The sequence below is a fragment of the Hymenobacter seoulensis genome, from assembly GCF_054780535.1.
On record NZ_BAAGWD010000002.1, the window covers coordinates 788249 to 812896 of the forward strand.

Here is a 24648-nt window from a genome sequence, read left to right on the forward strand (position 1 = left end):
ATGGGCCTTTTTCCTGCTGACATTTCCTTCTTTTCTGCACGCACCTTTCAGGAGCTGTGGCGCTCCGGTCGGCTCTCCCAGTACCTACTGCTGTTGGCTTGCTTAGCGGGGGTAGCGGGCCTGCTGGCTTCGCGTGCTCTAATAGCCTTGAGCCCAGTAGTAGGGGTAGTGGCAGTACTAGCAAACCCCGGTTTGCGCCGTGAACTACCCCGTTGGATCCGGCTGCGCACCGTGTGGGCACCGTTGGCCCTGTACGCGTTGCTACTCATCAGTGGACTGTATACCCAGGAGTGGGACGTGTGGCGGCATCAGCTGTTTCGACAGTTGCCGTGGGTGGGTGTGCCGCTGGTTTTTGGAGTAGCCGTGCCGTTGCGCGCCGCACAGCGCTTTTGGGTAGGGTTTCTCTTTGTAGGAGGGCTAGCGCTAATAGGGCTGGCTACCTTAGGCCAATACCTTCTGAACCCCGCTGCGGCCAACGAAGCCTTTGGCATTGGGCAAAGTATGGGCTCCGTAACCAAAATCTTTCATATCCACTTTGGGCTGATGCTGGCCCTAGGCGCCGTTTTCGGGATGGTGCTGCGGCAGGAAAAGCAAGCAAGCCGCTTCCTACGCATGGCATTGCTGCTCGCGGCCGGCATCTGTGCGCTTACCTTGCACGTGCTGGCGTACCGCACCGGGCTGTTTGTGCTATATGGTATGCTCCTGCTGGATGCCTTGCTGGCCCTAATCGTGCGGCGGCGGTTTTGGTTGGGGCTGGGCCTGCTGCTTTCCTTGGTGCTGGTTCCTTGGGCGGCGTACCACTCGTTAGAGTCAGTGCGGCAGCGCCTAGAGGCTACCCAGTACGATTTAGAGCAGTTTGAGCGAGACCATGATATCAACCAGTTTTCCTTATCTAAGCGCCTAGCTGCGTGGCAAACCGCAACCGTAGTGGCCCAGCAGCATCCATGGCTGGGCGTAGGTCCCGCCGATGCTAGCCGCGCCATGATGGAGCAATATGCTTGGCGGAGCTACGGGCTAGAGCCCAAAAACCGGGTGATGATTCATAACCAGTACCTTCACCAGTGGGTAGCTAGCGGAATAGTAGGGCTGGTGCTTTGGCTCTTAGTACTGTTTGGGCCGCTGGCGCAACCCGCCCAATGGCGAAATGCGTACGTGTATAGGTTCCTGCTAATACAGGCACTGGCCATGACCGTTGATTCGTTGCTGGAATTGCAAACGAGCTTCAACTTATTCGTTTTCCTCTACGGATTCCTGGTTGTGGCTACCGAACGACAGGCGGCGGCTAATAAAACCTTCCTTCCTGCGGATGGTATAACTCCTACATTTGTCTAACGGCAGTATTTTTTCAATATTCAGCCGCAATTCTTACCGTCCATGAGCGACTCTCCCGAACGGGTTCCGAAACTGAGCAAAGAAGAGAAAGATCGGCGTTTTCAGGCCGAACTCATGCCTGTGCTCGATTCCCTGTACAACTTTGCCTTCCGCCTCACGCTTGATGAAGATGATGCAAATGACCTCGTACAGGAAACTTATCTGAAAGCATATCGCTTCTTTGAGTACTTCGAGCAAGGAACAAACGCCAAAGCGTGGCTGTTTCGCATCCTGAAAAATTCGTTCATCAACGATTTTCGCAAAAAAAGTAAGCAACCTGCAAAAGTTGACTACAGCGAAATCGAAGGATACTACAACTCAGAAGATGTGGAGTCCGACGGCGACGCCGGTAGCACTTCTTCTGACATGCGGCAGCAGTCCGTGCGCGACCTCATCGGCGACGAAGTGGCCAGCGCCCTGAACTCGCTACCCGTGGATTTTCGCACGGTCATTATCCTCTGCGACCTGGAAGGGTTCACGTACGAGGAAATGGCAAAAGTGCTGGACATCCCAATCGGAACGGTGCGCTCCCGCTTGCACCGGGCACGCAACTTTCTCAAGGACAAGCTAGATCGATACGCGAAGTCCATGGGCTACGGCTCTGAGAACGACAGTGACGACGAAGACTTTACGACCGACGAAAACGAATAATATCCTCCTGTCAGGCCCCCATTATGGAAACCACTTCTACTAAGCAAACCAACCAGAGCGCGGTGTCTACAACCGGCCCCGACTGTGAACGCGTGAATACTATTCTTGACCAAATTATCGTCGGGCAGGAGCCCACGGCCGAGGATGAGGATTACTTCATCCATCATGCCGAAGACTGCTCTCCGTGCTTTGATAGCATCGATAAGCAGCAAATCTTCATCGACTTTCTGACCCAGCATGTAGGTCGGAAAGGCGCGCCATCTTCTCTGTCAAACGCAATTCTTGCGAAAGTTCAGGCAGAAATGGCCTAATTTTGCCCGATGCAGGGTAAAATCATCGCCTTTTCGGCTCCTTCCGGCGCCGGCAAGACAACTATCGTCCACCGGCTGCTGGAGCGGATTCCGGAGCTAAGCTTTTCTATTTCAGCGTGTACGCGTGATAAACGCGGCCGTACTGAAGCCAACGGTAAGGATTACTACTTTATCTCCGTACAGGAGTTTCAGGAGAAAATCCGCCGCGATGACTTCGTGGAATGGGAAGAGGTGTATGAAGGTGCCTTTTATGGCACGTTGAAATCTGAAGTGGAGCGGATCTGGGACCATGGGCAGCATGCTGTGCTAGACGTGGACGTGAAAGGTGGCCTCAGCATCAAGGAGTTTTACAAAGACCGTGCCCTAGCGGTATTCGTGAAGCCCCCGTCGCTGGAAATCCTGGAGCAGCGTTTGCGCAACCGCGCTACCGACTCTGACGCCAGTATTTCGGCCCGGCTTTATAAAGCCAACTTCGAGCTGACCTTTGAGGACCGCTTCGACGTGACCATCGTGAACGATGATCTGGAACGAGCTATTGATGAAGCGGAGCGCTTAGTGCGCGCGTTTCTGATAACTGAACCTGCTATTCTGTGAGCAGCCCTGCTTCCGCCTCTGTGGGCCGGAAAGTAGGGCTGCTTTTTGGTTCGTTCAACCCTATTCATACCGGGCACCTGATATTGGCGCACTTCATGGCTACCCACACTGATTTAGATGAGGTGTGGCTTGTAGTGTCGCCCCAGAGCCCGTTTAAAGTGGGGCAGGAGCTGCTGGCCGAAGAGGCCCGCCTGCAGTTGGTGCAGCTGGCTATTGCCGACAACGACCGGCTGCGTGCCCTTGATGTGGAGTTTGCCATGCCCAAGCCCAGCTATACTGTCGATACGCTGGACGAGCTGCGCCGCCGCTACCCCTCGTATCGGTTTGTACTGCTCATGGGTGAAGACAACCTACCTGGCTTACCGCGTTGGAAACAAGCCGACCGACTACTGGCCGAAAACGAAGTGTATGTGTACCCTCGGCCCGGAGTAGATGCTACGGAGGTGAAAACTCACCCCGGCGTGCGGGTAGTAGATGCGCCGCTGCTAGACATTTCCGCCACATTTGTGCGCGACTGTGTTCGAGCTGGCAAGTCTATCCGCTACCTTGTTCCGGGGCCAGTGGAGAAAAAAATTATGGAAGCTAACTACTGGCAGGAATAGATGGGTTTGCCACGTGCAGAGACCTAGACCATACCATCACTTAACCAAAGAAGCCGCGCTCATCCTCCTGATGGGCGCGGCTTCCTTTTTTACTAGGGTCTTATAAGCAAGTAACCCTAGTCGAAATCAGATGGTCATGATTTCAGCTTCTTTCTTGCTGAGCAGATCATCTACGCGGGTGATGAAGGTATCGGTGAACTTCTGCACCTTGGCTTCCGCGTCTTTAATAGCATCCTCAGCTGCACCTTCTTTCAGGAGCTTCCGCAACGATTCGTTGACATCTTTTCGGATGCCGCGAATACGCACTTTGCCGTTCTCCGATTCGGATTTGGCTTGCTTTACCAGATCGCGGCGGCGCTCCTCCGTCATGGGCGGAATGTTCAGGCGCACACCTTCCGCATCCGACTGCGGGTTCAGGCCTAGGTCGCTGTTCTTAATGGCCTTGGCAATTTCACTGATCATATTCTTCTCCCAGGGCTTGATGAACAGCGTCCGGGCATCGGGAGCAGCTACGTTGGCAACCTGCGCCACGGGCGTAGGCGTGCCATAATAATCTACGCGCAAAGAGTCGAGCATGGCAGGGGTAGCCTTGCCGGCGCGGATGCGGGCAAACTCTTGGCCGGTGTGCTGCAGGGCCTTGCCCATGGACTCTTCTGCCTCGTCCAGGTAGAACTTAATTTCCTCGTCCACTTCTGAAAGGTTAAGTGTTGAAAAGTTGAGAATCGAGTAGGGTTGCCAGCTGGCTAGGGCCTAGTAAAGGCGAGCCTCAGCCGCTGACAGCAGGTTAAACTTGTTCGTTAGAGTTTTGCTTTGCCGTCGTATTAAACGCGGCATCACGGGAGCCGTGCATGCTCACGAGGGTTCCGATGCTTTCACCGGCTAGCAAACGGAGCAGGTTGCCTTCCTTGTTCATATCGAACACAATAATAGGAAGGTTATTCTCCTTGCAAAGCGTGAAGGCTGTCATGTCCATCACGTTCAGGTTTTTCGCCATTACTTCATCAAAGGTAATTTCGGGGAAGCGCACCGCACTAGGGTCTTTCTCCGGGTCGGCCGTGTAAATGCCATCTACGCGGGTTCCTTTCAGCACCACATCGGCCTCAATCTCAATAGCCCGCAAAGAAGCCGCCGAGTCGGTGGTGAAGTACGGTGAGCCAATGCCCGCCCCGAAAATTACCACGCGGCCTTTTTCCAGGTGGCGCACCGCCCGACGGCGGATATAGGGCTCGCATACCCGCTGAATGGTTACACCGGAAAGCAGGCGCGTGGGAATACCCAATTTCTCGAGGGCGCTCTGCAACGCCATGGAGTTGATGACTGTGGCCAGCATGCCCATGTAGTCGCCCTGAACCCGGTCAAGGCCAAATGCCTCGGCCTGTACACCCCGGAAAATATTGCCGCCTCCGATAACGACGGCTACCTGCGTGCCCGTGGCAGCCGCGGCCTTAATTTCTTCAGCGTACTGCATGAGCCGTTCGGCGTCGATGCCGTACTGTTGCTGGCCCATCAGGGCCTCGCCGCTCAGCTTCAGCAGGATTCGGTTGTACTTCAAAACGAAAGAGGTTAAGCGTGGAACGCGAGTGTACGTGGTGAGGCCGCAAGCGGCTACCCGACAGGAGGAGGGGTAGTAACTTACGGCCCAGATAAATAGAAGTAAGGGTGGTTAACTGAAATGAACCAGCACCTGCCCCTTGGTAACGTTGTCGCGCAGATTGACTTTGATAGCCGCTACTGTGCCTTCGCCGGGCGCTTTTAAAATGTTTTCCATCTTCATAGCTTCCAGCACTAGCAGTGGGTCGCCCTTTTGCACGGTCTGGCCCGGTACTACCCTAATGTCAACGATAAGGCCCGGCATAGGAGCCTTCAGCTCATTGACCTTGTTGCTAGCGGCGGTGCTCATGCCCAGCTTGTCCAGCAAAATATCAAAGCGGTCTTTTGCCTGTAGCTCCAGCTGCTTTCCGTTCAGCTTCAGAACCAGTGTTTTCGCAGTGTAGTCGGCTGAAATGAGCTCAGCGCTATACGAACGTCCCTGATAGAGAAGATGGTAGCGCCCATTCCCCAGGGAGGTCAGGTCCCATTCAAAGGGCTGCCCATTAAGGGTGATGGGGCCATTGGCGTGGTAGTCAACCTCCCAAAGTTGGTCGGGAGCAGCATCAGTGCGTACCTGTAGCATGCGAATAGAGCAGGGGTGGGGCGGAAAAGGGCTTAAAGATAGGCCAATTCTGAAATAAATTCGGAACTTGACCCTCCAATACCCTAGTGCCTTCCCGCATGAAATACCCCGTCCTCGGTACCCTTGCCGTGGTGCTGATGTGTCAGTTTGCCTCGTTTGCTCAGGTAACTAAATCCGGTTCGCCGACTCCTACCGCGAGCCGGCCGGTCCGTAAGAAAGCGCCTGCTACCCCCGCTGAGCCTACAGCTACGGCGGTGCAACAGCCTGTGCCCAATTGGCTGCCGCCCACCAATCCAGAGCAGCCGAGCGCCACTATGCTGCACGACCTGAAGGATACCAAGCTGGATGTTCGCTTTGATTGGGCGAAGCAATGGCTGCTGGGAACGGCGGTGCTCACGTTGCATCCACACTTCTATCCGCAAAACCAGCTGGTACTGGATGCGAAAGGGTTTGATGTGAAAAGCGTGGAGCTGATGAATGGCTCGCGCAAAGGCAAGGACTTGAAGTACAGCTACGACAAAAAGAAGCTGACTATCACGCTCGACCGTCAGTATACCCGTACCGAGCAGTTTCAGGTACGGATTCAGTACGTTGCCAAGCCCAATGAGCTGCCCAAAGGAGGCAGTGAGGCTATCGTCAGTGATAAAGGGTTGTACTTCATAAACCCCCTAGGCACTGAAAAAGACAAACCCCGCCAGGTCTGGACCCAGGGCGAAACGGAGGGTAGCTCCTGCTGGTTTCCTACCATCGATCGGCCCAACCAGCGGATGACCCAGGAAATCAGCCTCACGGTTGATAGCAACCTCAAAACCTTATCTAACGGCCTGTTGGTGTCGTCTCGGCGTAACTCTGATGGCACCCGAACTGATGTGTGGAAGCAGACCCTGCCGCACGCACCCTACCTGGCCATGATGGCCGTTGGCGAATTCGCAGTAGTTTCGGATACGTGGCACGGAAAGCCCGTCGAGTATTACGTTGATCCGCCTTTCCAGTACACAGCCAAGCAAGTATTCGGCAATACCCCGGAAATGCTGGACTTCTTTTCCAAGAAGCTGGGCGTAGAGTATCCATGGGAAAAATACGCGCAGGTAGCCGTACATGACTTTGTGTCGGGGGCCATGGAAAACACCACTGCCTCCACGTTTCAGCAGCAGCTGGTACAATTCAGTGCCCGTGAGTTGCCCGATATGTCGTACGAGCCGGAGTCGGTAATTGCGCACGAGCTGTTTCACCAGTGGTTCGGCGACTACGTAACCACAGAGTCGTGGGCGAATTTGCCCTTGAACGAGTCATTTGCCGACTATTCTGAACTGCTGTGGGCCGAGTATAAGTATGGTGCCGATGCCGCTGCTTTAGTGCAGCAAACCAAGCTGCGCAATTACTTAGAAGAAGCGCAAATGAAGCGGGAACCACTTATTCGCTACCGCTATGCTGATCATGAGGACATGTTTGATCGGCATTCCTACGACAAAGGTGGCCGAGTGCTTCACATGTTGCGCAAGCAGGTCGGTGACGAGGCGTTCTTTGCTTCTTTAAATCGGTATCTGACCCAGAATAAGTTTACGGCTTCTGAAATAGCCAAGCTTCGCATAGCATTCGAAGAAACCACTGGCGAGGACCTGATGTGGTTTTTTGACCAGTGGTTTATGCAGCGCGGCCACCCGGAGCTACGCGTAACCCACAGCTACGAAAATAGTCAGGTTGTATTACGGGTCCAGCAAGTACAGGATACCTTGTATCAGCCGGTGTTCCGGTTGCCCGTAACGGTGGCTACTTGGAACTCCAACCAGCCCACGGAGCACCGTATCCTCATCACCAAAGCTGATCAGACCTTCCGGCTTCCGGTAAATCAGCGGCCTAGTCTTGTTAAGTTCGACAACGACGGCGTGCTGCTAGCCCAAATTGATGAAGTGCAAAGTCAGGAAGAGCTGCAATATCAGCTCAGCCATGCTAAAGGCTACCTACAGAAGTACGAAGCTATCCAGGGCCTGCGCACCAAAACAGCCGACTTAATGGTAAGCTCCATGTTTCGCAATGCCTTGAACGATCCTTTCTGGGCCGTGCGCGTAGCCGCACTAGATGGCTTGCGCCGTTACCGTGGAGCCGAGGGCACTGCCGTCCGCAAAGACCTGCAACGCGTGGCCTTGAACGAGAAAAAAGGGGTAGTGCGCGCTACGGCCATCAGTGCCCTATCGTCTTTCGCCAACGAAGACTTTAGCGACGTGTATAATACGGCTCTTAAAGACAGTTCCTATCTAGTAGTAGGAGCGGCCATTGAGGCATTGGCAAAAGCCCCTACAGCCAGCACTCGTACCCAAGTAGGAGCCCTGCAGAATACCAAGAATCCGGCATTGCTAACAGCTTTATCGAATTACTACGGAATCAATGGCACCCTTGATGATTACCAGTGGTTTCTGCGACGGAGCCAAGATGCACCAGCAGATGTATTGTACGTGTTGCTCGAAAACTTCGGAACTCTCATGAAGCGCATTCCGCCGATTGAGCGGGAAAAAGGCATCCAGCAACTAGAGTCACTCGCCCGTAACCATCCGCAGATGTACGTTCGTCTGGGTGCCTACAAAGGCCTACATGAGCTCATCGCCAGTATGCCTGCTATCAAAACAACCCTGCAGGATATCCGAAATAAGGAAAAGGACGACAACCTGAAGTCCATGTATAGCCTGATCCAATAACTTTTTTAATTTTTTTCGGGTTTTCTCAACTTCTCCGGTTCGGATGTTTCAAGTAGGTAGTCAGATGGTTAAGGGCAGTTAGAGGGAGTACAGAGGCTAGGGAAGAAGAAAAAACTTGAAACGTTTTTCGTCGATAGCTTGACTTGCATCTGAAACCCTCTAATTTTGCAGCTCCAATCAACACCGCAGCCGCTTCGGTAAGCGAATTGAGAAGGGAAGATCTTTACATGATCGATGTAGAGAAAAACAACTGGGGGGGTTCCAGAGCGGCCAAATGGGACAGACTGTAACTCTGTTAGCGTAAGCTTTCGAAGGTTCGAATCCTTCTCCCCCCACAGTAGTAAACAAGCAGCTTAGTGAAACAGCATCTGCGCGGGTTGCTTCACTGTCTTGTTGGTTTGCCTTATGCGGGAGTAGCTCAGTTGGTAGAGCGGCAGCCTTCCAAGCTGCAGGTCGCGGGTTCGAACCTCGTCTCCCGCTCGGTGCCTAGGTCGGCAGCGAGAAATAGAATACCGGCCTTTACTGGCATATGTTCTCCGCCTGTTGTACCTTTGCCAAAACAAAATCAGCCGTTTTAGCTCAGTGGTAGAGCACTTCCTTGGTAAGGAAGAGGTCATGGGTTCAAATCCCATAAATGGCTCAGAATTACGAGTACCAACGGGGCAGCGCGACTGCACCGTTTGGCTCTGTCAGCAAGTAAAGCGACGTGCAGTCCCGACTAAGCGGAGCTGTGTTTCGCTTTCTTACTGTATAGACTAGTCGCGTTTCCCCCTCATTACCTCAAAATTCCTCTTAATCTCTTTACAATGGCTAAAGAAAATTTTGACCGGTCCAAGCCGCACGTAAACATCGGCACGATTGGTCACGTGGACCACGGCAAAACCACCCTGACTGCTGCTATCACTATGGTGTTGGCTAATAAGGGTCTGGCTGCCAAGCGCGACTTCTCTTCGATCGACAATGCTCCCGAAGAAAAAGAGCGTGGTATCACGATCAACACGTCGCACGTTGAGTACGCTACCGAAAACCGTCACTATGCTCACGTTGACTGCCCCGGTCACGCTGACTATGTGAAGAACATGGTTACTGGTGCTGCTCAGATGGACGGCGCTATCCTCGTGGTAGCCGCTACCGACGGCCCAATGCCCCAGACTCGTGAGCACATCCTGCTCGCTCGTCAGGTAGGTGTACCTCAGTTGGTAGTGTTCATGAACAAAGTGGACATGGTGGACGATCCCGAGCTGCTCGAGCTTGTAGAGATGGAAATCCGCGAACTGCTTTCGTTCTATGACTTCGACGGCGACAACATTCCAGTTATTCAGGGCTCTGCTCTGGGCGGCTTGAACGGCGACGCTGCTTGGGTTCCCAAGATCGAAGAGCTGATGGCTGCTGTTGATAGCTACATTCCAATTCCTGCTCGTCTGACCGACCTGCCCTTCCTGATGCCAGTAGAGGACGTGTTCTCTATCACGGGTCGTGGAACGGTTGCTACCGGCCGTATCGAGCGTGGTATCATCAACTCGGGTGAGCAAGTAGAAATCCTCGGTATGGGTGCTGAAAACCTCAAGTCGACCGTAACTGGCGTTGAGATGTTCCGCAAGATCCTTGACCGTGGTGAAGCTGGCGACAACGTTGGTCTGCTGCTCCGTGGTATTGAGAAAGAAGCCATCCGTCGTGGTATGGTTATCTGCAAGCCAGGTTCCGTTAAGCCTCACACTAAGTTCAAGGCTGAAGTGTACGTACTGTCGAAAGAGGAAGGTGGTCGTCACACTCCGTTCTTCAACAACTACCGTCCTCAGTTCTATTTCCGCACCACCGACGTTACCGGCATCATCTCGCTGGGCGAGGGTGTAGAAATGGTAATGCCTGGTGACAACGTAACTATCTCGGTTGAGCTGATCAACTCGGTGGCTATGGAAAAAGGCTTGCGTTTCGCTATCCGCGAAGGTGGCCGTACGGTAGGTGCTGGTCAGGTAACTGAAATCACCGAGTAGTTTCCAGCTGGAAATTGATAAAATAAGACAATCCGCCTCTGAAAATTTCGGGGGCGGATTTGTTTTGTTTAAAGAGTTCCATACATTTGCAGTCCCAATCCAGCACCTTGACTGGACAGGACGCATACACGGGCGTAGTTCAAGGGTAGAATAGAGGTCTCCAAAACCTTTGATGGGAGTTCGAATCTCTCCGCCCGTGCCACTAAGTACTACGGCTGCTTCGGCAGCCGTAGTTTTAAACACCAAACTGGTGCCACCATCATGAGCAAGCTAACAAACTACTTCCGGGAGACTTCCGAAGAGATGCGCTACAAAGTGACGTGGCCCTCGTTGGAAGAGCTGCAGAAAAGCGCTGGTCTAGTACTGATCGGCTCGTTATTGTTTGCCGCAGTAGTTGGTTTGATGGACGTGGCTTTCAGTAAAAGCCTAGAAGTATTTTACAACTCGTTCCGTTAATCGGTAGAACACACGACGACAATGGGCGAATTGAAATGGTACGTAGTCCGCTCGGTTAGCGGGCAAGAAAAGAAAGCCAAGACTTACTTGGAAACAGAGATTGGCCGCCATGGTCTTTCCGAGCTGGTGCCTCAGGTGCTGATTCCAGTAGAGAAGGTATTCGAAATGCGTAACGGCAAAAAGCGTGTACGCGAACGGAACCTTTACCCTGGCTATATCATCATTCATGCTGACCTAACCCACGGTGAGGTTGATCATATTATCACTAGCACGCCTGGTGTAATTGGTTTTCTGAGTGATAAAGAAGGCAAAGCGTCCAACCAAAATACCAAACCAGTTCCGTTGCATATTTCGGAGGTTAACCGCATCCTAGGGATTGTGGATGAAGCCGAAGAGCAGACTGCAACACTGGAGACTCCTTTTGTAGTAAATGAGTTGGTGAAAATAGTAGATGGCGGCTTTGCGGGTATGTCGGGTACGGTATCTGAAGTATTCGAAGAGCGCAAAAAACTGAATGTTATTGTGAAGATTTTCGGCCGTAGCACTCCTATGGAGCTAAGCTATACTCAGGTTGAAAAGGAATCATAATAAGCTATAAAACGTCACCGGTTATCCGCTCCGGACCGGTGGTGCTTCCACTAGGAGCAATAAAAAACTGAGGAAGCTGCGTGTTACGACACAGTATCCGAAGCCTTTCAAACCAATGGCCAAAGAAATTAGAGGTTATCTGAAGCTTCAGATAAAGGGAGGCGCCGCGAACCCCGCGCCGCCGGTTGGACCTGCACTTGGTAGCAAAGGCCTTAACATCATGGAGTTTTGCAAGCAGTTTAATGCTCGCACCCAGGATAAGGCCGGCCAAGTTTGTCCTGTACTGATCACCATGTACACTGACAAGTCGTTTGACTTCGTGGTGAAGACCCCTCCGGTACCGGTATTGCTTCTGGATGCTGCAAAGCTCCAGGGCGGTTCGAAAGAGCCAAACCGGAACAAAGTAGGGTCGGTATCATGGGACCAGGTGCGCACCATCGCCGAAACGAAAATGCCTGACCTCAATGCCTTCAAGGTAGAGTCGGCAATGCGTCAGGTGGCTGGTACGGCTCGCAGCATGGGCATCACCATCTCGGGTACTTCTCCCTTTGCTGAATAATCTAACAACGGAGAAGACACATGGCAAAGATTAGCAAAAAGCGCAAGGAAGCCCTTGCCAAGCATGACCTCACCGAAGTTCGGAATCTGGTTGACGCTGCCAAAGTGGTAAAGGATATTACCTATACCAAGTTTGACGCTTCAGTAGACATCGACGTTCGTTTGGGTGTTGACCCCCGTAAAGCTGACCAGATGGTACGTGGCGTAGCCACACTACCACATGGTACCGGCAAAACCGTTCGTGTTCTGGCTCTAGTTACCGCCGACAAAGAAGCTGAAGCTACTGCAGCTGGTGCTGATTATGTTGGTCTAGACGACTATATCGCCAAAATCGAAAAGGGCTGGACCGACATCGACGTTATCATCACCATGCCATCTGTAATGGCTAAGGTTGGTCGTCTAGGTCGCGTACTAGGTCCCCGCGGTCTGATGCCAAACCCAAAATCGGGTACGGTTACTACCGACGTAGCAAAGGCTGTACAGGAAGTGAAGGCTGGTAAAATCGACTTCAAAGTTGACAAAACCGGTATCATTCACTGCTCGGTTGGCAAAGTGTCGTTCGATGATCAGAAGCTTGCTGAAAATGCCATTGAAGTAATCCAGACGCTGCTGCGTTTGAAGCCTTCTTCGGCCAAAGGCACTTACATCAAGAGCATCACGCTGTCGAGCACGATGTCGCCTGCTGTTCCGGTTGACACCACCGTAACTTCCGCATAATTTAAATCAACACGACGATATGATCCGGGAAGAAAAACAAGCCCTCGTCGACGAGTTGAGCGAGAAGTTTCAATCGCACAACGCGTTCTACATTGCCGATGCTTCGGGAATGTCGGTGGCGAAAATCAACGAATTCCGTCGCCTGTGCTTCAACCGCGGCATGGAGTTCAAGGTGTACAAGAACACGTTCATCCGTAAGGCCCTCGACACTCTAGGTGGCGATAATTCGGAAATGGACGCGGCTCTGGTAGGCCAGTCGGGTATCCTGTTCTCGAAAGAGTCGGGTAATGCTCCTGCTAAGTTGCTGCAAGACTTCTACAAGTCGCAGAACTATGGCAAGAACGTAGAGCCCCGTCCGGCGCTGAAGGGTGCTTATGTAGATGCTGGCATTTACATCGGTGCAAATCAGCTCAGCAGCCTCAGCACTCTGAAAGGCAAAAACGAGCTTATCGGTGACGTTATCGGTCTGCTTCAGTCGCCTGCTAAGAATGTTATCTCTGCTCTGTCGAGCGGCGGCAACAAGCTAGCTGGTATCCTCAAAACGCTTTCCGAAAAAGAAGAGGTTGCAGGCTAACCGCTGCTCATCTTTTTCACCTTCAATTTCCTTTAACAACCCCCTTTTTAACAATCTACAGAAATGGCAGATTTGAAAGCATTCGCCGAGCAGCTCGTTAGCCTGACGGTAAAAGAAGTAAACGAACTGGCTACTATCCTGAAAGACGAGTATGGCATTGAGCCTGCTGCTGCTGCTCCGGTAATGATGGCTGGCGGTGGCGCTGCTGCTGCTGAAGCTCCTGAGGAGAAAACCACGTTCGACGTGATCCTGAAGGCTGCTGGTGGTCAGAAACTGGCTGTTGTGAAACTGGTGAAAGACCTGACCGGTCTTGGCCTGAAAGAAGCCAAAGAACTGGTTGACGGTGCTCCTAAGGCCCTGAAAGAAGGTGTAGCCAAGGATGAAGCTGAGTCGCTGAAGAAGCAACTGGAAGAAGCCGGCGCTGAAGTAGAAGTTAAGTAATTTCTGCTGCTTGCTCTTAAAACCAGCAAATAAGGAGAGGCCTGGCAACTAAGCCAGGTCTTTTCCTGTTTGTAGGCAACAAACTAGTCGGAAGTTCGTTTGCACGCCGCTTTGCGGCTTTTCGTGCCTACGGACGCCAGAGCGCAAGGTTCTGCTTTGCGCTTTCGTGCGCCAAATACTTCCAAAATCTTTCAAGGCAATAGCGCTGCTGCTGCCCTGATGTGGATTCTCTCAGTATCCATTTCCTAACCCCACATACATTGGCTACACCGAAAGCACAGACAGGCTTGCAAAAACTGCAGGCGGCTGACGAGCGGATCAACTTCGCCAAGATTAAAAAGGTTATTGAGTACCCGGATTTCCTGGACGTGCAGGTTCGCTCGTTTATGGATTTCTTCCAGTTGGAAACGGCTGCCGAGAACCGTGCCGATGAGGGGCTCTTCAAAGTATTCGCCGAGAACTTTCCAATTTCGGACTCGCGCGAAAACTTTGTTTTGACCTTTATCGACTACCACGTTGACCCGCCGAAGTACTCAGTTGATGAGTGCATTGACCGTGGTCTAACGTACTCGGTGCCCCTGAAGGCCAAGCTGCGCTTGGTATGTAACGATACGGATAACGAGGATTTCGAGACGATTGAACAGGAAGTTTTCCTTGGAAACATCCCGTACATGACCGAAAAAGGCTCGTTCGTGATTAACGGAGCTGAGCGTGTTATCGTTTCGCAGCTGCACCGTTCGCCCGGCGTGTTCTTTGCTCAGAGCAAGCACACCAACGGTACGAAGCTGTATTCTGCCCGTATTATTCCGTTCAAAGGCTCGTGGATTGAATTTGCCACGGACGTGAACAACGTGATGTATGCGTACATCGACCGTAAGAAGAAATTCCCGGTTACTACGCTGCTTCGCGCTATCGGTTATGGTACCGACAAAGACATTCTCGATCTGTTCGGTTTGTCGGAGGAAGTAAAGGCCGACAAGAAAAACCTTAAGAAAGCAGTAGGTCGTAAATTGGCTGCTCGGGTGCTCCGCACTTGGACGGAGGACTTCGTGGATGAGGATACCGGTGAAGTGGTATCTATTGACCGCAACGAAGTTCTGTTGGAGCGCGACTCTACCATCGAGGAAGAGGATATCGACGTAATCCTGAATGCTGGGGCTAAGTCGGTGATTCTGCACCGCGAAAATGTAAACATTGCGGACTACGCAATTATTTACAATACGCTGCAGAAGGATAATTCTAACTCGGAAAAAGAAGCCGTGGAGCAAATTTATCGTCAGCTCCGTAACACGGAAGCTCCCGATGAAGAAACTGCCCGCGACATCATCCAAAAGCTATTCTTCTCGGACAAGCGCTACGACCTCGGTGACGTAGGCCGCTACCGTATCAATAAGAAGCTGGGTATCGACACGAACTGGGACGCCCGCGTGCTGACCAATGAGGACATTGTTCTCATCGTGAAATACCTGATCGGTCTGATCAACTCGAAGGCTATTGTCGATGACATTGACCACTTGAGCAATCGTCGGGTTCGTACGGTAGGGGAGCAGCTATACGCCCAGTTTGGCGTAGGTCTGGCCCGTATGGCGCGTACAATCAAGGAGCGCATGAACGTGCGCGACAACGAGGACTTCAAGCCAGTTGACCTGATCAATGCCCGTACCCTGTCGAGCGTTATTAACTCGTTCTTCGGTACCAACCAGCTGTCTCAGTTCATGGACCAGACTAACCCACTGGCTGAGGTGACGCACAAGCGTCGCGTATCGGCACTGGGGCCAGGAGGTCTGTCTCGGGAGCGTGCTGGTTTCGAAGTACGTGACGTTCACTACACGCACTATGGCCGTCTATGCACCATCGAAACGCCGGAAGGGCCAAACATTGGTCTGATTTCGTCGCTTTGCGTGCACGCCCGGGTTAACTCAATGGGCTTCATTGAGACTCCTTACCGTACCGTTGAGAACGGCAAGGTAGATACGACAGAGCACGTAAAGTACCTGACAGCTGAAGAAGAAGACACTCACCACATCGCGCAGGCCAACGCCCGCATCGATGAGGAAGGTAACTTCATCAACGACCTAGTAAAAGGTCGTTTCGAAGGCGACTTCCCGGTAGTAGGTCCAACGGAATATAGCTACATGGACGTAGCCCCGAACCAGATCGTGTCGGTGGCTGCTTCGCTGATTCCGTTCCTGGAGCACGACGATGCTAACCGTGCCCTGATGGGTTCGAACATGCAACGTCAGGCAGTTCCGCTGCTGAAAGCTGAGGCTCCTATTGTGGGCACTGGTCTGGAAGGTCGTGTGGCGTCTGACTCCCGCACTCTTGTAGTAGCAGAAGGCAACGGTGTAATTGACTACGTAGATGCTAACCGCATCGTGGTGAAATACGACTTGACGGAAGATGACATCCTAGTAAGCTTTGATGCTGAAAAGATTTCCTACGACCTCATCAAGTTCCGTCGCACGAACCAAGATACCTGCATTAACCTGACGCCGCTGGTGAAAACTGGTGAGCGGGTATCGAAAGGCCAGGTGTTGTGCGAAGGCTACGGTACGAACAAAGGTGAACTTGCCCTAGGTCGTAACATGCAAGTAGCGTTTATGCCGTGGCAGGGATACAACTTCGAGGATGCTATTGTAATCTCGGAGAAGGTAGTGCGCGACGACATCTTCACCTCGATTCACATTGAGGAGTTTGAGTTGGAAGTGCGCGAGACCAAGCGTGGTGAAGAAGAGCTGACCTCGGAAATTCCGAACGTGAGCGAAGAAGCCGTGCGTAACCTCGACGACAACGGTATCATCCGCCTAGGTGCTGAAGTTCGCGAAGGCGATATTCTCATTGGTAAGATCACGCCGAAAGGCGAAACTGATCCGACACCGGAAGAGAAACTGCTCCGCGCCATCTTCGGTGACAAAGCCGGCGACGTGAAGGATGCCTCCCTTAAGGCGCCACCGTCCCTGAACGGTGTAGTTATTGGCACCAAGCTGTTCTCGCGTCCTAAGAAAGACAAAAACCTACGGGCCAAGTCGAAGAAGGAAGTAGAAGAGCTGAAGGATGCTTATGCCAAAGAACTTCGCGGTATCAAAGCCGTGATGGTTGACAAGCTGGTGCAACTGCTAGAAGGCAAAACCTCCCAAGGCGTGAAGCACAAGTTCGGCGACGAAATCCTGTCTAAGGGTGTAAAATTCGGGAAGAAGAACATCACGGAAGCGTTGTTCCCCGATAAGAACCCTTACAAGGACGAGAGCAACTACGCCGTGCCGGAAGAGGTGAACATGTTCAAAGACCTCATTCTGGAGAACTGGACTGCTGATGCGAAAGTGAACGGTATGCTGCTGGACCTGGTGAAAAACTACGCCAAGCGCCGCAATACCATCACGGCCCGCTTCAAGCGCGACCGGTTCACGCTGGAGGTAGGGGATGAGCTTCCCGCTGGTATCGTTCAACTGGCCAAAGTTTACATCGCCAAGAAGCGTAAGCTGAAGGTGGGTGATAAAATGGCAGGTCGTCACGGTAACAAAGGGGTAGTAGCCCGCATCGTGCGCGATGAGGACATGCCCTTCCTGCCCGATGGTACGCCTATGGACATCGTTCTGAACCCGCTTGGTGTACCAAGCCGGATGAACATCGGTCAGATCTACGAAACCGTACTCGGCTGGGCCGGCCTCAAGCTGGGCCGTACCTATGCTACCCCAATTTTCGACGGTGCTACCGAAGAGGAAGTGTCGAAGGAACTGACGGAAGCTGGTCTGCCAACGTTCGGTCGTGCCTATCTGCACGATGGTCTGACTGGTCAGCGTTTCGACCAGCCGGTAACCGTTGGTGTGATTTACATGCTGAAGCTAGGTCACTTGGTTGATGACAAGATGCACGCCCGTTCTATCGGACCGTACTCGCTCATTACCCAGCAGCCGCTTGGTGGTAAAGCCCAATTCGGTGGTCAGCGCTTCGGCGAAATGGAAGTGTGGGCTCTCGAGGCCTTCGGTGCTTCCAACGTGCTCCAGGAAATCCTGACTGTGAAGTCGGATGACGTGGTAGGCCGCGCCAAGGCGTACGAAGCCATTGTGAAAGGCGACGTACTGCCCAAGCCGAATATCCCCGAGTCATTCAACGTACTCATCCACGAGTTGCGCGGTCTGGCCCTGGAAATCACACTTGACTAACTATTGAAGGGTAGTAGCCTGCGTTTCGGTGCGGTCTACTACCCCTTCAACGTGTTTAAAGTCCGCGGTTCGGGGAACCGATAACAACCGCTGCCGGCGTCGTTCCGAGATATGGTCAGAACGGCATCAAGCCCAGCACTGGTTGGCCGCAAAAGGTTCGTATTTGCCCAAAGACGAACTGTTACCCCATCAGACCTAGTAAAACCTGCTGCACGACGTACCTATCCGATCTGCAGAGCACTTTTGCCAGAGTCGAACTGTTCTGGTTTTTCGGACTTTTCTTAAGAGGAGCCGATCATCCGAAACAGCCCACAAAGCCAACAGCTAATAGCTTCCACACATGGCGTTTGCAAAAAACAAAAAACTGGTACAGGACTTCTCGAAAGTCACTATCTCGCTGGCCTCGCCCGAATCCATCTTGGAGCGGTCGAACGGTGAAGTAGTAAAGCCCGAGACGATCAACTACCGGACGTACAAGCCCGAAATGGGTGGCTTGTTCTGCGAGCGGATTTTCGGTCCGGTAAAGGACTGGGAATGCCACTGCGGCAAATACAAGCGCATCCGCTACAAAGGCATCATCTGCGACCGTTGCGGCGTAGAGGTGACCGAGAAGAAAGTACGTCGGGAGCGGATGGGCCACATCGAACTGGTGGTACCCGTAGCGCACATTTGGTACTTTAAGTCCTTGCCCAACAAAATCGGCTATTTGCTAGGATTGCCTACCAAGAAGCTTGATCAGATTATTTACTACGAGCGCTACGTTGTAGTGCAGCCGGGTGTGCTGGCCGAAGAAGGCGTACAGCAGCTTGACTTCCTCACCGAAGACGAGTACCTCGACATCATCGACAAACTCCCCCGGGAGAACCAGATGCTGCCAAACGAGGATCCGAATAAATTCATTGCCCGCATGGGTGCTGATGCGTTGCAACTCCTGTTGGAGCGCACTAACCTCGATGAGCTGTCGTATTCGCTGCGTGACTCCGCTGCGCACGAAACTTCGCAGCAGCGTAAGGCAGAAGCTCTGAAGCGTCTGCGCGTAGTGGAAGCTTTCCGCGACGCCGCAACCCGCGTAGAGAACAAGCCCGAGTGGATGGTAATCCGCATGGTACCGGTTATTCCACCGGAACTGCGCCCTCTCGTTCCGCTGGATGGTGGCCGTTTCGCTACTTCTGACTTGAACGATCTGTATCGTCGTGTTATCATCCGTAACAACCGCCTCAAGCGCCTGATCGAAATCAAGGCTCCTGAAGTGATTCTGCGGAACGAGAAGCGTATGCTGCAGGAAGCAGTGGATTCGCTCTTCGACAACTCACGTAAGGTGAACGCCGTGCGTGCTGAAGGTAACCGCGCGCTGAAGTCGCTGTCTGATATGCTGAAAGGCAAGCAGGGCCGCTTCCGTCAGAACCTGCTTGGTAAGCGTGTCGACTACTCTGGCCGTTCGGTTATTGTGGTTGGCCCTGAGCTGAAACTGCACGAGTGCGGTCTGCCCAAGAACATGGCAGCTGAGCTATTCAAGCCGTTTATCATCCGTAAGCTCATCGAGCGCGGAATCGTGAAGACGGTTAAATCGGCTAAGAAAATCGTTGACCGTAAGGACGCCGTAGTATGGGACATTCTGGAGAACGTGCTGAAAGGCCACCCAGTGCTCCTGAACCGGGCTCCTACGCTTCACCGCCTAGGTATCCAGGCGTTCCAGCCTCGCCTCATCGAGGGTAAAGCTATCCAGCTGCACCCACTGGTTTGTACGGCCTTCAACGCTGACTTTGACGGTGACCAGATGGCTGTGCACGTTCCCTTGGGACCGGCTGCTATTCTGGAAGCCTCTATGCTCATGCTGGCGTCCCACAACATCCTGAACCCTGCCAACGGCGCACCCATCGCGGTACCGTCGCAGGACATGGTTCTGGGTCTGTACTACGTAACGAAAGGAAAGCGCAGCACGGAAGAGGAGAGCATCCAGGGCGAAGGCCGTATGTTCTACTCCGATGAGGAGGTAGTAATTGCTCTTAACGAAGGTCAGCTGTCGAAGCACGCCTATATTAAGGTGCGCACGCAGGTTCGCGACGAGGATGATAACCTCGTAACGAAGATCATCGAGACGGTTGCTGGCCGCGTATTGTTCAACCAGCTTGTTCCGGTTGAAGTAGGTTTCGTGGATGAGCTGCTGACGAAGAAAAAGCTGCAGCAGATCATTTCGATGGTGTTCAAGCGTACGGGCATGGCTCGCACGGCACAGTTCCTCGACGACATCAAGACGCTGGGTTTCCAGTCGGCTTACAAAGGTGGTCTGTCGATGGGTCTGGGCGACATCCAGATTCCGAAAGAGAAAGACGCTCTCATCGCGCAGGCGCAGGCCGACGTGAAAGCCGTTACTCAGAACTACCAGATGGGTCTGATTACCGACAACGAGCGTTACAACCAGGTTATCGATATCTGGACCCGCATCAACAACCAAATCACTGAAACCCTCATGGGTCGCCTCGAAAAGGAGAACCAGGGCTTCAACTCGATTTACATGATGATGCACTCCGGTGCTCGTGGCTCGCGTGAGCAGATTCGTCAGCTCGGCGGTATGCGGGGTCTGATGGCGAAGCCACAGAAGTCGCTGCAGGGTTCGGTTGGTGAGATTATCGAAAACCCGATTCTGTCTAACTTCAAAGAAGGCCTGGACGTAATCGAGTACTTCATCTCTACCCACGGTGCCCGTAAGGGTCTGGCCGACACCGCTCTGAAGACGGCTGACGCCGGCTACCTGACGCGTCGTCTGGTGGACGTATCGCAGGACGTTATCGTAAACGAAAACGACTGTGGTACTCTCCGTGGCATCGAAACCTTCGCGTTGAAAGACAACGAGGACGTAGTAGAGCCGCTGGCCGAGCGTATCCTGGGTCGTGTAGCAGTACACGATATCATCGATCCGCTGACCGACGAAGTGATTCTGACGGCTGGTGACGAAATCACCGAAGAAATCACGCGTCGCATTGACAACACCAGCATCGAATCGGTAGAAATCCGTTCGGTACTGACCTGTGAGTCGAAGCGTGGTATCTGTGCCCGTTGCTACGGCCGTAACCTGTCGTCGGGCCGCATGGTCCAGCGAGGTGAGGCAGTTGGTGTAATTGCTGCTCAGTCAATTGGTGAACCCGGTACCCAGCTTACCCTGCGTACATTCCACGTAGGTGGTACGGCTTCTAACATTGCAGTAGAAGCAAGCATCAAGGCGAAGTTTGCTGGTGTAATCGAGTTCGAAGATATCCGCACCGTAGAAACCGCTGGCCCTGATGGCGAGCAGGTGAAAGTAGTGATGGGTCGCTCGGGCGAAGTTCGGATCGTGGAGAAAGGCACCGGCAAGGTGTTTATCTCAAACCACGTTCCATACGGCTCGTTCCTGCTGGTTAACGAAGGCCAGGAGGTAGAGAAAGGCGACGAACTGAACAACTGGGACCCTTACAACGCCGTTATTCTGGCCGAGTTTGATGGTACCATTCAGTACGACGCCATTACCGAAGGCATCACCTACCGCGAGGAATCGGACGAACAGACCGGTCACCGCGAGAAAGTGATTATCGAATCGAAAGCCAAGGATCAGAACCCGGCTATCATCGTTCGTCCGGGCAAGAAGGGTGATCTGGAAGGCCACAAGGCCTACAGCATCCCGGTAGGCTCGCACTTGAACGTAGAGAACGGCGAGAAAATCAAGGCTGGTCAGATTCTGGCCAAGATTCCGCGTGCCGTGGGCAAAACCCGCGACATTACCGGTGGTCTGCCCCGTGTTACGGAGCTCTTCGAAGCGCGTAACCCATCGAACCCGGCCGTTGTGTCGGAAATCGACGGTGTGGTAACCTATGGTACCGTGAAGCGTGGTAACCGTGAAATCTTCGTGGAGTCGAAAGACGGCATCAAGAAGAAGTACATGGTGCCGCTGTCTAAGCACATTCTTGTGCAGGACAATGACTTCATCCGGGCTGGTTCGCCGCTTTCCGATGGTGCCATCACGCCATCCGACATCCTGAGCATTCAGGGTCCGGGTGCTGTGCAGGAGTATCTCGTAAACGAGATTCAGGAAGTGTACCGCTTGCAGGGTGTGAAAATCAACGATAAGCACATTGAGGTGGTAGTTCGCCAGATGATGCAGAAAGTGGTTATCCTTGATGCCGGCGACACTACCTTCCTGGAGCACCAGGTAATCGACAAGATTATCTTCATGGAAGAAAACGATACCATCATCGACATGAAGGTGGTAACGAATGCGGGTGACTCGACGGTTCTGAAGCCCGGCCAGATTGTAACAGCTCGTCGCTTGCGCGACGAGAACAGCAGCCTGCGCCGTCGCGACCTGCAACTAGTGGAAGTGCGTGAAGCTCAGCCAGCCGTATCACGGCCAACGCTGCAAGGCATCACGCAGGCCTCGCTGGGTACGCAGTCTTTCATCTCGGCCGCTTCCTTCCAGGAAACGACCAAGGTGCTGTCGGAAGCTGCCATCCGTGGCAAGGCCGACGAACTGCTAGGTCTGAAGGAGAACGTAATCGTTGGTCACCTGATTCCGGCCGGTACCGGTCTGCGCGAGTACACGCGTCAGATTGTAGGCTCGAAGGAGGAAATGGAAGCGCAACAAGCTGCCAAGGCCGACGACGTAGTAGCTCCCGCCAAACGCCCTGCCCGCGCCTCACGTCGCGAGTCAGTTTCGGAGTAAGCGTAAGCTAGTGTGATTAAGAAAAGCCGACCGGGGAAACCTGGTCGGCTTTTTCGTTTTCAAGAAGTGGGGAAGGCTGCGGTTACTAGGGTTCCTGCCGTCATAAACCCCCTTCGCGTCCGCGGCTACTGGTGTCTTCAATGGTTAAGGAGGGTTGGACGACTTTCACGACCTAGTAGCTTCGGCGGGCGTTTCGCGCGACATGTTCCGTATATATTTGCGCACTTCGGGAGCCGTTGCCAGTTTACTAGGATAAAAAAATGAGCAGACCGTAGTTGACTAGCTGGCTGCTTTGCCGTATTTGCCTGCAAATGCACCCGCAGGCACTAGCGGCCGCCCGTTGCATAAGCCACCCTGAAACTACTCCTTAGATTCGTAAAATGAGCCAGCCAATTCAACCAGACACCGACGCTACCCCTCTGCAGCCACAAGACCCGAATGCTATCAACATCGAGCTATCGGAAGAAATTGCCGAGGGCGAATACGCTAACCTCGCTATGATTGCGCACAGCAGCAGCGAGTTTGTAGTCGACTTTATCCGGCTGATGCCAGGCTTGCCCAAAGCCAAGGTAAAGGCCCGGATTATTCTTACGCCTGAGCATGCCAAGCGCCTGCAGGCCGCCCTAGCCGAAAATATTGAGCGGTATGAGCAGGCTAACGGCACGATTAAGCAGCAGAACGACTCGCCGATGTACCCAATGGGCTTTGGCGGTAAAGTAGGAGAGGCGTAGATCTATAAATAATACTATCACAGGAAAGGCTTTTATCGAGAAGATAGAAGCCTTTCCTGTTTTATGTGCAATTATTACCCGTCACACTTATTACAAACTGGTGTAGGCGCTTGCTACTAGGGTAGTAGAGGAGGCGAACCGCTGTGATGCAAGCTAGCTGAAGCGTAGTGCTAGGGTGAAATATGGCTCAAACCCCTACCAAAAGCAGTTTGAACATGGGTTGCAGCTTCTCTAAAATTAACTATTTCAACCTGTTTGCTATTTCCGGCCAACTTTTATACCTTTGCAAGCCTAATTTTTTGGGAGAGAACCCTCCTTGACAAAACATTCCGTAGATGCCTACCATCAACCAGTTAGTACGAAAAGGCCGCGAGAAGCTGACGACGAAGTCGAAGTCGCCGGCTCTTGACTCGTGCCCGCAGCGCCGTGGCGTTTGCACCCGTGTGTACACCACCACGCCTAAGAAGCCGAACTCGGCTATGCGTAAAGTTGCCCGTGTGCGCCTCACCAACGGCAAAGAAGTTAACGCCTACATCCCTGGTGAAGGCCACAACCTGCAGGAGCACAGCATCGTGCTGATCCGTGGTGGCCGTGTGAAAGACCTTCCCGGTGTACGTTACCACATCATCCGTGGTGCTCTTGACACCGCCGGTGTAAACGGCCGTTTGCAGCGCCGCTCAAAGTATGGCGCTAAGCGTCCGAAGCCGGGTCAAGTTGCCGCAGCAGGCAAAGGTGGCAAACCCGCACCCGGTAAGAAAAAGTAATTGAATACGAGTAAGGTAGCGCCCAGTGCAGGATAGCACATGGTTCTTATCCCGCTGCTCGCTACCGCCACTCATTTCTACACCCATGAGAAAGTCAAAACCAAAAAAGCGCATCCTCCTGCCCGATCCTAAGTACAAGGAGACGCTAGTAACCCGTTTCGTCAACTACATGATGTACGACGGGAAGAAAAACCTAGCCTACACCATTTTCTATGATGCCTGCGAGCTTGTTGAGCAGCGCACCAAGGAAAGCGGCCTGGAGATGTGGCGCAAAGCCCTCAACAACGTAATGCCGACTGTAGAAGTGAAGAGCCGCCGCGTAGGTGGTGCTACCTTCCAGGTGCCTACTGAGGTTCGCCCTGATCGTCGTATTGCTGTTGGCTCGAAGTGGCTGATTCAATATGCTCGTCGTCGTGGTGAGAAAACCATGAAGGACAAGCTGGCTGGCGAAATCATTGCTGCCGCCAAAGGTGAAGGTGCTGCCGTTAAGAAAAAGGACGACACGCACCGGATGGCAGAAGCCAACAAGGCCTTCTCGCACTTCCGCTTCTAACAAGACCTAGCAGAGAGTATA

Annotated in this window: 21 protein-coding genes and 4 tRNA genes; 22 read left to right on the top strand and 3 right to left on the bottom strand. The window is 53.0% G+C overall.

Going from position 1 to position 24648, the window contains the following annotated elements:
- The 5 genes from ACYVHC_RS11180 to nadD are packed head-to-tail and all read left to right on the top strand — an operon-like array spanning window position 1 to window position 3529.
- Window positions 1-1332 (top strand): O-antigen ligase family protein, encoded by a 1332-nt coding sequence (locus ACYVHC_RS11180; protein WP_460613808.1) that lies wholly within the window; start codon window positions 1-3, stop codon window positions 1330-1332.
- 42 nt (window positions 1333-1374) lie between these two features.
- A complete protein-coding gene (locus ACYVHC_RS11185) occupies window positions 1375-2022 on the top strand; it encodes a sigma-70 family RNA polymerase sigma factor (RefSeq protein ID WP_460613809.1) in 648 nt (215 codons plus the stop codon).
- Between the two features lie 23 nt (window positions 2023-2045).
- Window positions 2046-2333, top strand: coding sequence for a hypothetical protein (locus tag ACYVHC_RS11190; RefSeq protein ID WP_460613810.1), 288 nt, complete (start codon window positions 2046-2048; stop codon window positions 2331-2333).
- A gap of 9 nt (window positions 2334-2342) precedes the next feature.
- Window positions 2343-2927: a guanylate kinase gene (gmk, locus tag ACYVHC_RS11195; protein ID WP_460613811.1), complete on the top strand. Its 585-nt coding sequence runs from the start codon at window positions 2343-2345 to the stop codon at window positions 2925-2927.
- Entirely contained in the window at window positions 2924-3529 is a 606-nt protein-coding gene (gene nadD, locus ACYVHC_RS11200) for a nicotinate-nicotinamide nucleotide adenylyltransferase (RefSeq protein WP_460613812.1), read from the top strand. Before gmk ends, nadD begins: the two co-directional genes overlap by 4 nt.
- A 126-nt stretch (window positions 3530-3655) precedes the next feature.
- Here nadD and frr read toward each other — a convergent pair whose 3' ends face one another.
- The 3 genes from frr to ACYVHC_RS11215 form a co-directional block, all read right to left on the bottom strand.
- The gene (frr, locus tag ACYVHC_RS11205) at window positions 3656-4219 is read right to left on the bottom strand and encodes a ribosome-recycling factor (RefSeq protein WP_460613813.1); all 564 of its coding nucleotides are present in this window, start codon (window positions 4217-4219) and stop codon (window positions 3656-3658) included.
- A 94-nt stretch (window positions 4220-4313) separates the two neighbouring features.
- On the bottom strand, window positions 4314-5081 hold the full coding sequence (gene pyrH, locus ACYVHC_RS11210; RefSeq protein ID WP_460613814.1) for a uridine monophosphate kinase: 768 nt from the start codon (window positions 5079-5081) through the stop codon (window positions 4314-4316).
- A 111-nt stretch (window positions 5082-5192) separates the two neighbouring features.
- On the bottom strand, window positions 5193-5702 hold the full coding sequence (locus tag ACYVHC_RS11215; RefSeq protein ID WP_460613815.1) for an acyl-CoA carboxylase biotin carboxyl carrier protein subunit: 510 nt from the start codon (window positions 5700-5702) through the stop codon (window positions 5193-5195).
- A gap of 98 nt (window positions 5703-5800) precedes the next feature.
- Between ACYVHC_RS11215 and ACYVHC_RS11220 the strand changes: the two genes are divergently transcribed.
- From ACYVHC_RS11220 to rpsG, 17 genes are all read left to right on the top strand, one after another.
- Window positions 5801-8395: a M1 family aminopeptidase gene (locus ACYVHC_RS11220; protein WP_460613816.1), complete on the top strand. Its 2595-nt coding sequence runs from the start codon at window positions 5801-5803 to the stop codon at window positions 8393-8395.
- 252 nt (window positions 8396-8647) lie between these two features.
- Window positions 8648-8730: transfer RNA gene (locus ACYVHC_RS11225), tRNA-Tyr, on the top strand.
- A gap of 72 nt (window positions 8731-8802) precedes the next feature.
- Window positions 8803-8875 (top strand) — tRNA-Gly (locus ACYVHC_RS11230).
- An 88-nt stretch (window positions 8876-8963) separates the two neighbouring features.
- Window positions 8964-9035 (top strand) — tRNA-Thr (locus ACYVHC_RS11235).
- Window positions 9036-9201: 166 nt separating this feature from the next.
- Window positions 9202-10389 (top strand): elongation factor Tu, encoded by a 1188-nt coding sequence (tuf, locus tag ACYVHC_RS11240; RefSeq protein WP_185888775.1) that lies wholly within the window; start codon window positions 9202-9204, stop codon window positions 10387-10389.
- Between the two features lie 128 nt (window positions 10390-10517).
- Window positions 10518-10591, top strand: a tRNA-Trp gene (locus ACYVHC_RS11245).
- A 59-nt stretch (window positions 10592-10650) separates the two neighbouring features.
- Window positions 10651-10845 (top strand): preprotein translocase subunit SecE, encoded by a 195-nt coding sequence (gene secE / locus ACYVHC_RS11250; protein WP_460613817.1) that lies wholly within the window; start codon window positions 10651-10653, stop codon window positions 10843-10845.
- A gap of 21 nt (window positions 10846-10866) precedes the next feature.
- Complete coding sequence (nusG, locus tag ACYVHC_RS11255) at window positions 10867-11433, top strand: transcription termination/antitermination protein NusG (RefSeq protein ID WP_460613818.1); 567 nt, start codon at window positions 10867-10869, stop codon at window positions 11431-11433.
- A gap of 115 nt (window positions 11434-11548) precedes the next feature.
- Window positions 11549-11992: a 50S ribosomal protein L11 gene (gene rplK, locus ACYVHC_RS11260; RefSeq protein ID WP_460613819.1), complete on the top strand. Its 444-nt coding sequence runs from the start codon at window positions 11549-11551 to the stop codon at window positions 11990-11992.
- Window positions 11993-12012: 20 nt separating this feature from the next.
- On the top strand, window positions 12013-12708 hold the full coding sequence (gene rplA, locus ACYVHC_RS11265; RefSeq protein ID WP_460613820.1) for a 50S ribosomal protein L1: 696 nt from the start codon (window positions 12013-12015) through the stop codon (window positions 12706-12708).
- 19 nt (window positions 12709-12727) lie between these two features.
- Window positions 12728-13282 carry a 50S ribosomal protein L10 gene (rplJ, locus tag ACYVHC_RS11270; protein WP_460613821.1) on the top strand — a complete coding sequence of 185 codons (555 nt, stop codon included), beginning with the start codon at window positions 12728-12730 and terminating at the stop codon, window positions 13280-13282.
- 63 nt (window positions 13283-13345) lie between these two features.
- A complete protein-coding gene (gene rplL, locus ACYVHC_RS11275) occupies window positions 13346-13723 on the top strand; it encodes a ribosomal protein bL12 (protein ID WP_460613822.1) in 378 nt (125 codons plus the stop codon).
- 287 nt (window positions 13724-14010) lie between these two features.
- Window positions 14011-17886, top strand: coding sequence for a DNA-directed RNA polymerase subunit beta (gene rpoB / locus ACYVHC_RS11280; RefSeq protein ID WP_460613823.1), 3876 nt, complete (start codon window positions 14011-14013; stop codon window positions 17884-17886).
- 340 nt (window positions 17887-18226) lie between these two features.
- Window positions 18227-22579: a DNA-directed RNA polymerase subunit beta' gene (rpoC, locus tag ACYVHC_RS11285; protein ID WP_460613824.1), complete on the top strand. Its 4353-nt coding sequence runs from the start codon at window positions 18227-18229 to the stop codon at window positions 22577-22579.
- Window positions 22580-22959: 380 nt separating this feature from the next.
- Window positions 22960-23310 carry a DUF3467 domain-containing protein gene (locus tag ACYVHC_RS11290; RefSeq protein ID WP_460613825.1) on the top strand — a complete coding sequence of 117 codons (351 nt, stop codon included), beginning with the start codon at window positions 22960-22962 and terminating at the stop codon, window positions 23308-23310.
- A gap of 335 nt (window positions 23311-23645) precedes the next feature.
- Window positions 23646-24074, top strand: a complete 429-nt coding sequence (rpsL, locus tag ACYVHC_RS11295; protein ID WP_190783495.1) for a 30S ribosomal protein S12 — start codon at window positions 23646-23648, stop codon at window positions 24072-24074.
- An 85-nt stretch (window positions 24075-24159) separates the two neighbouring features.
- Window positions 24160-24627, top strand: a complete 468-nt coding sequence (gene rpsG, locus ACYVHC_RS11300; protein WP_264679966.1) for a 30S ribosomal protein S7 — start codon at window positions 24160-24162, stop codon at window positions 24625-24627.
- The last annotated feature ends 21 nt before the right edge of the window (window positions 24628-24648 follow it).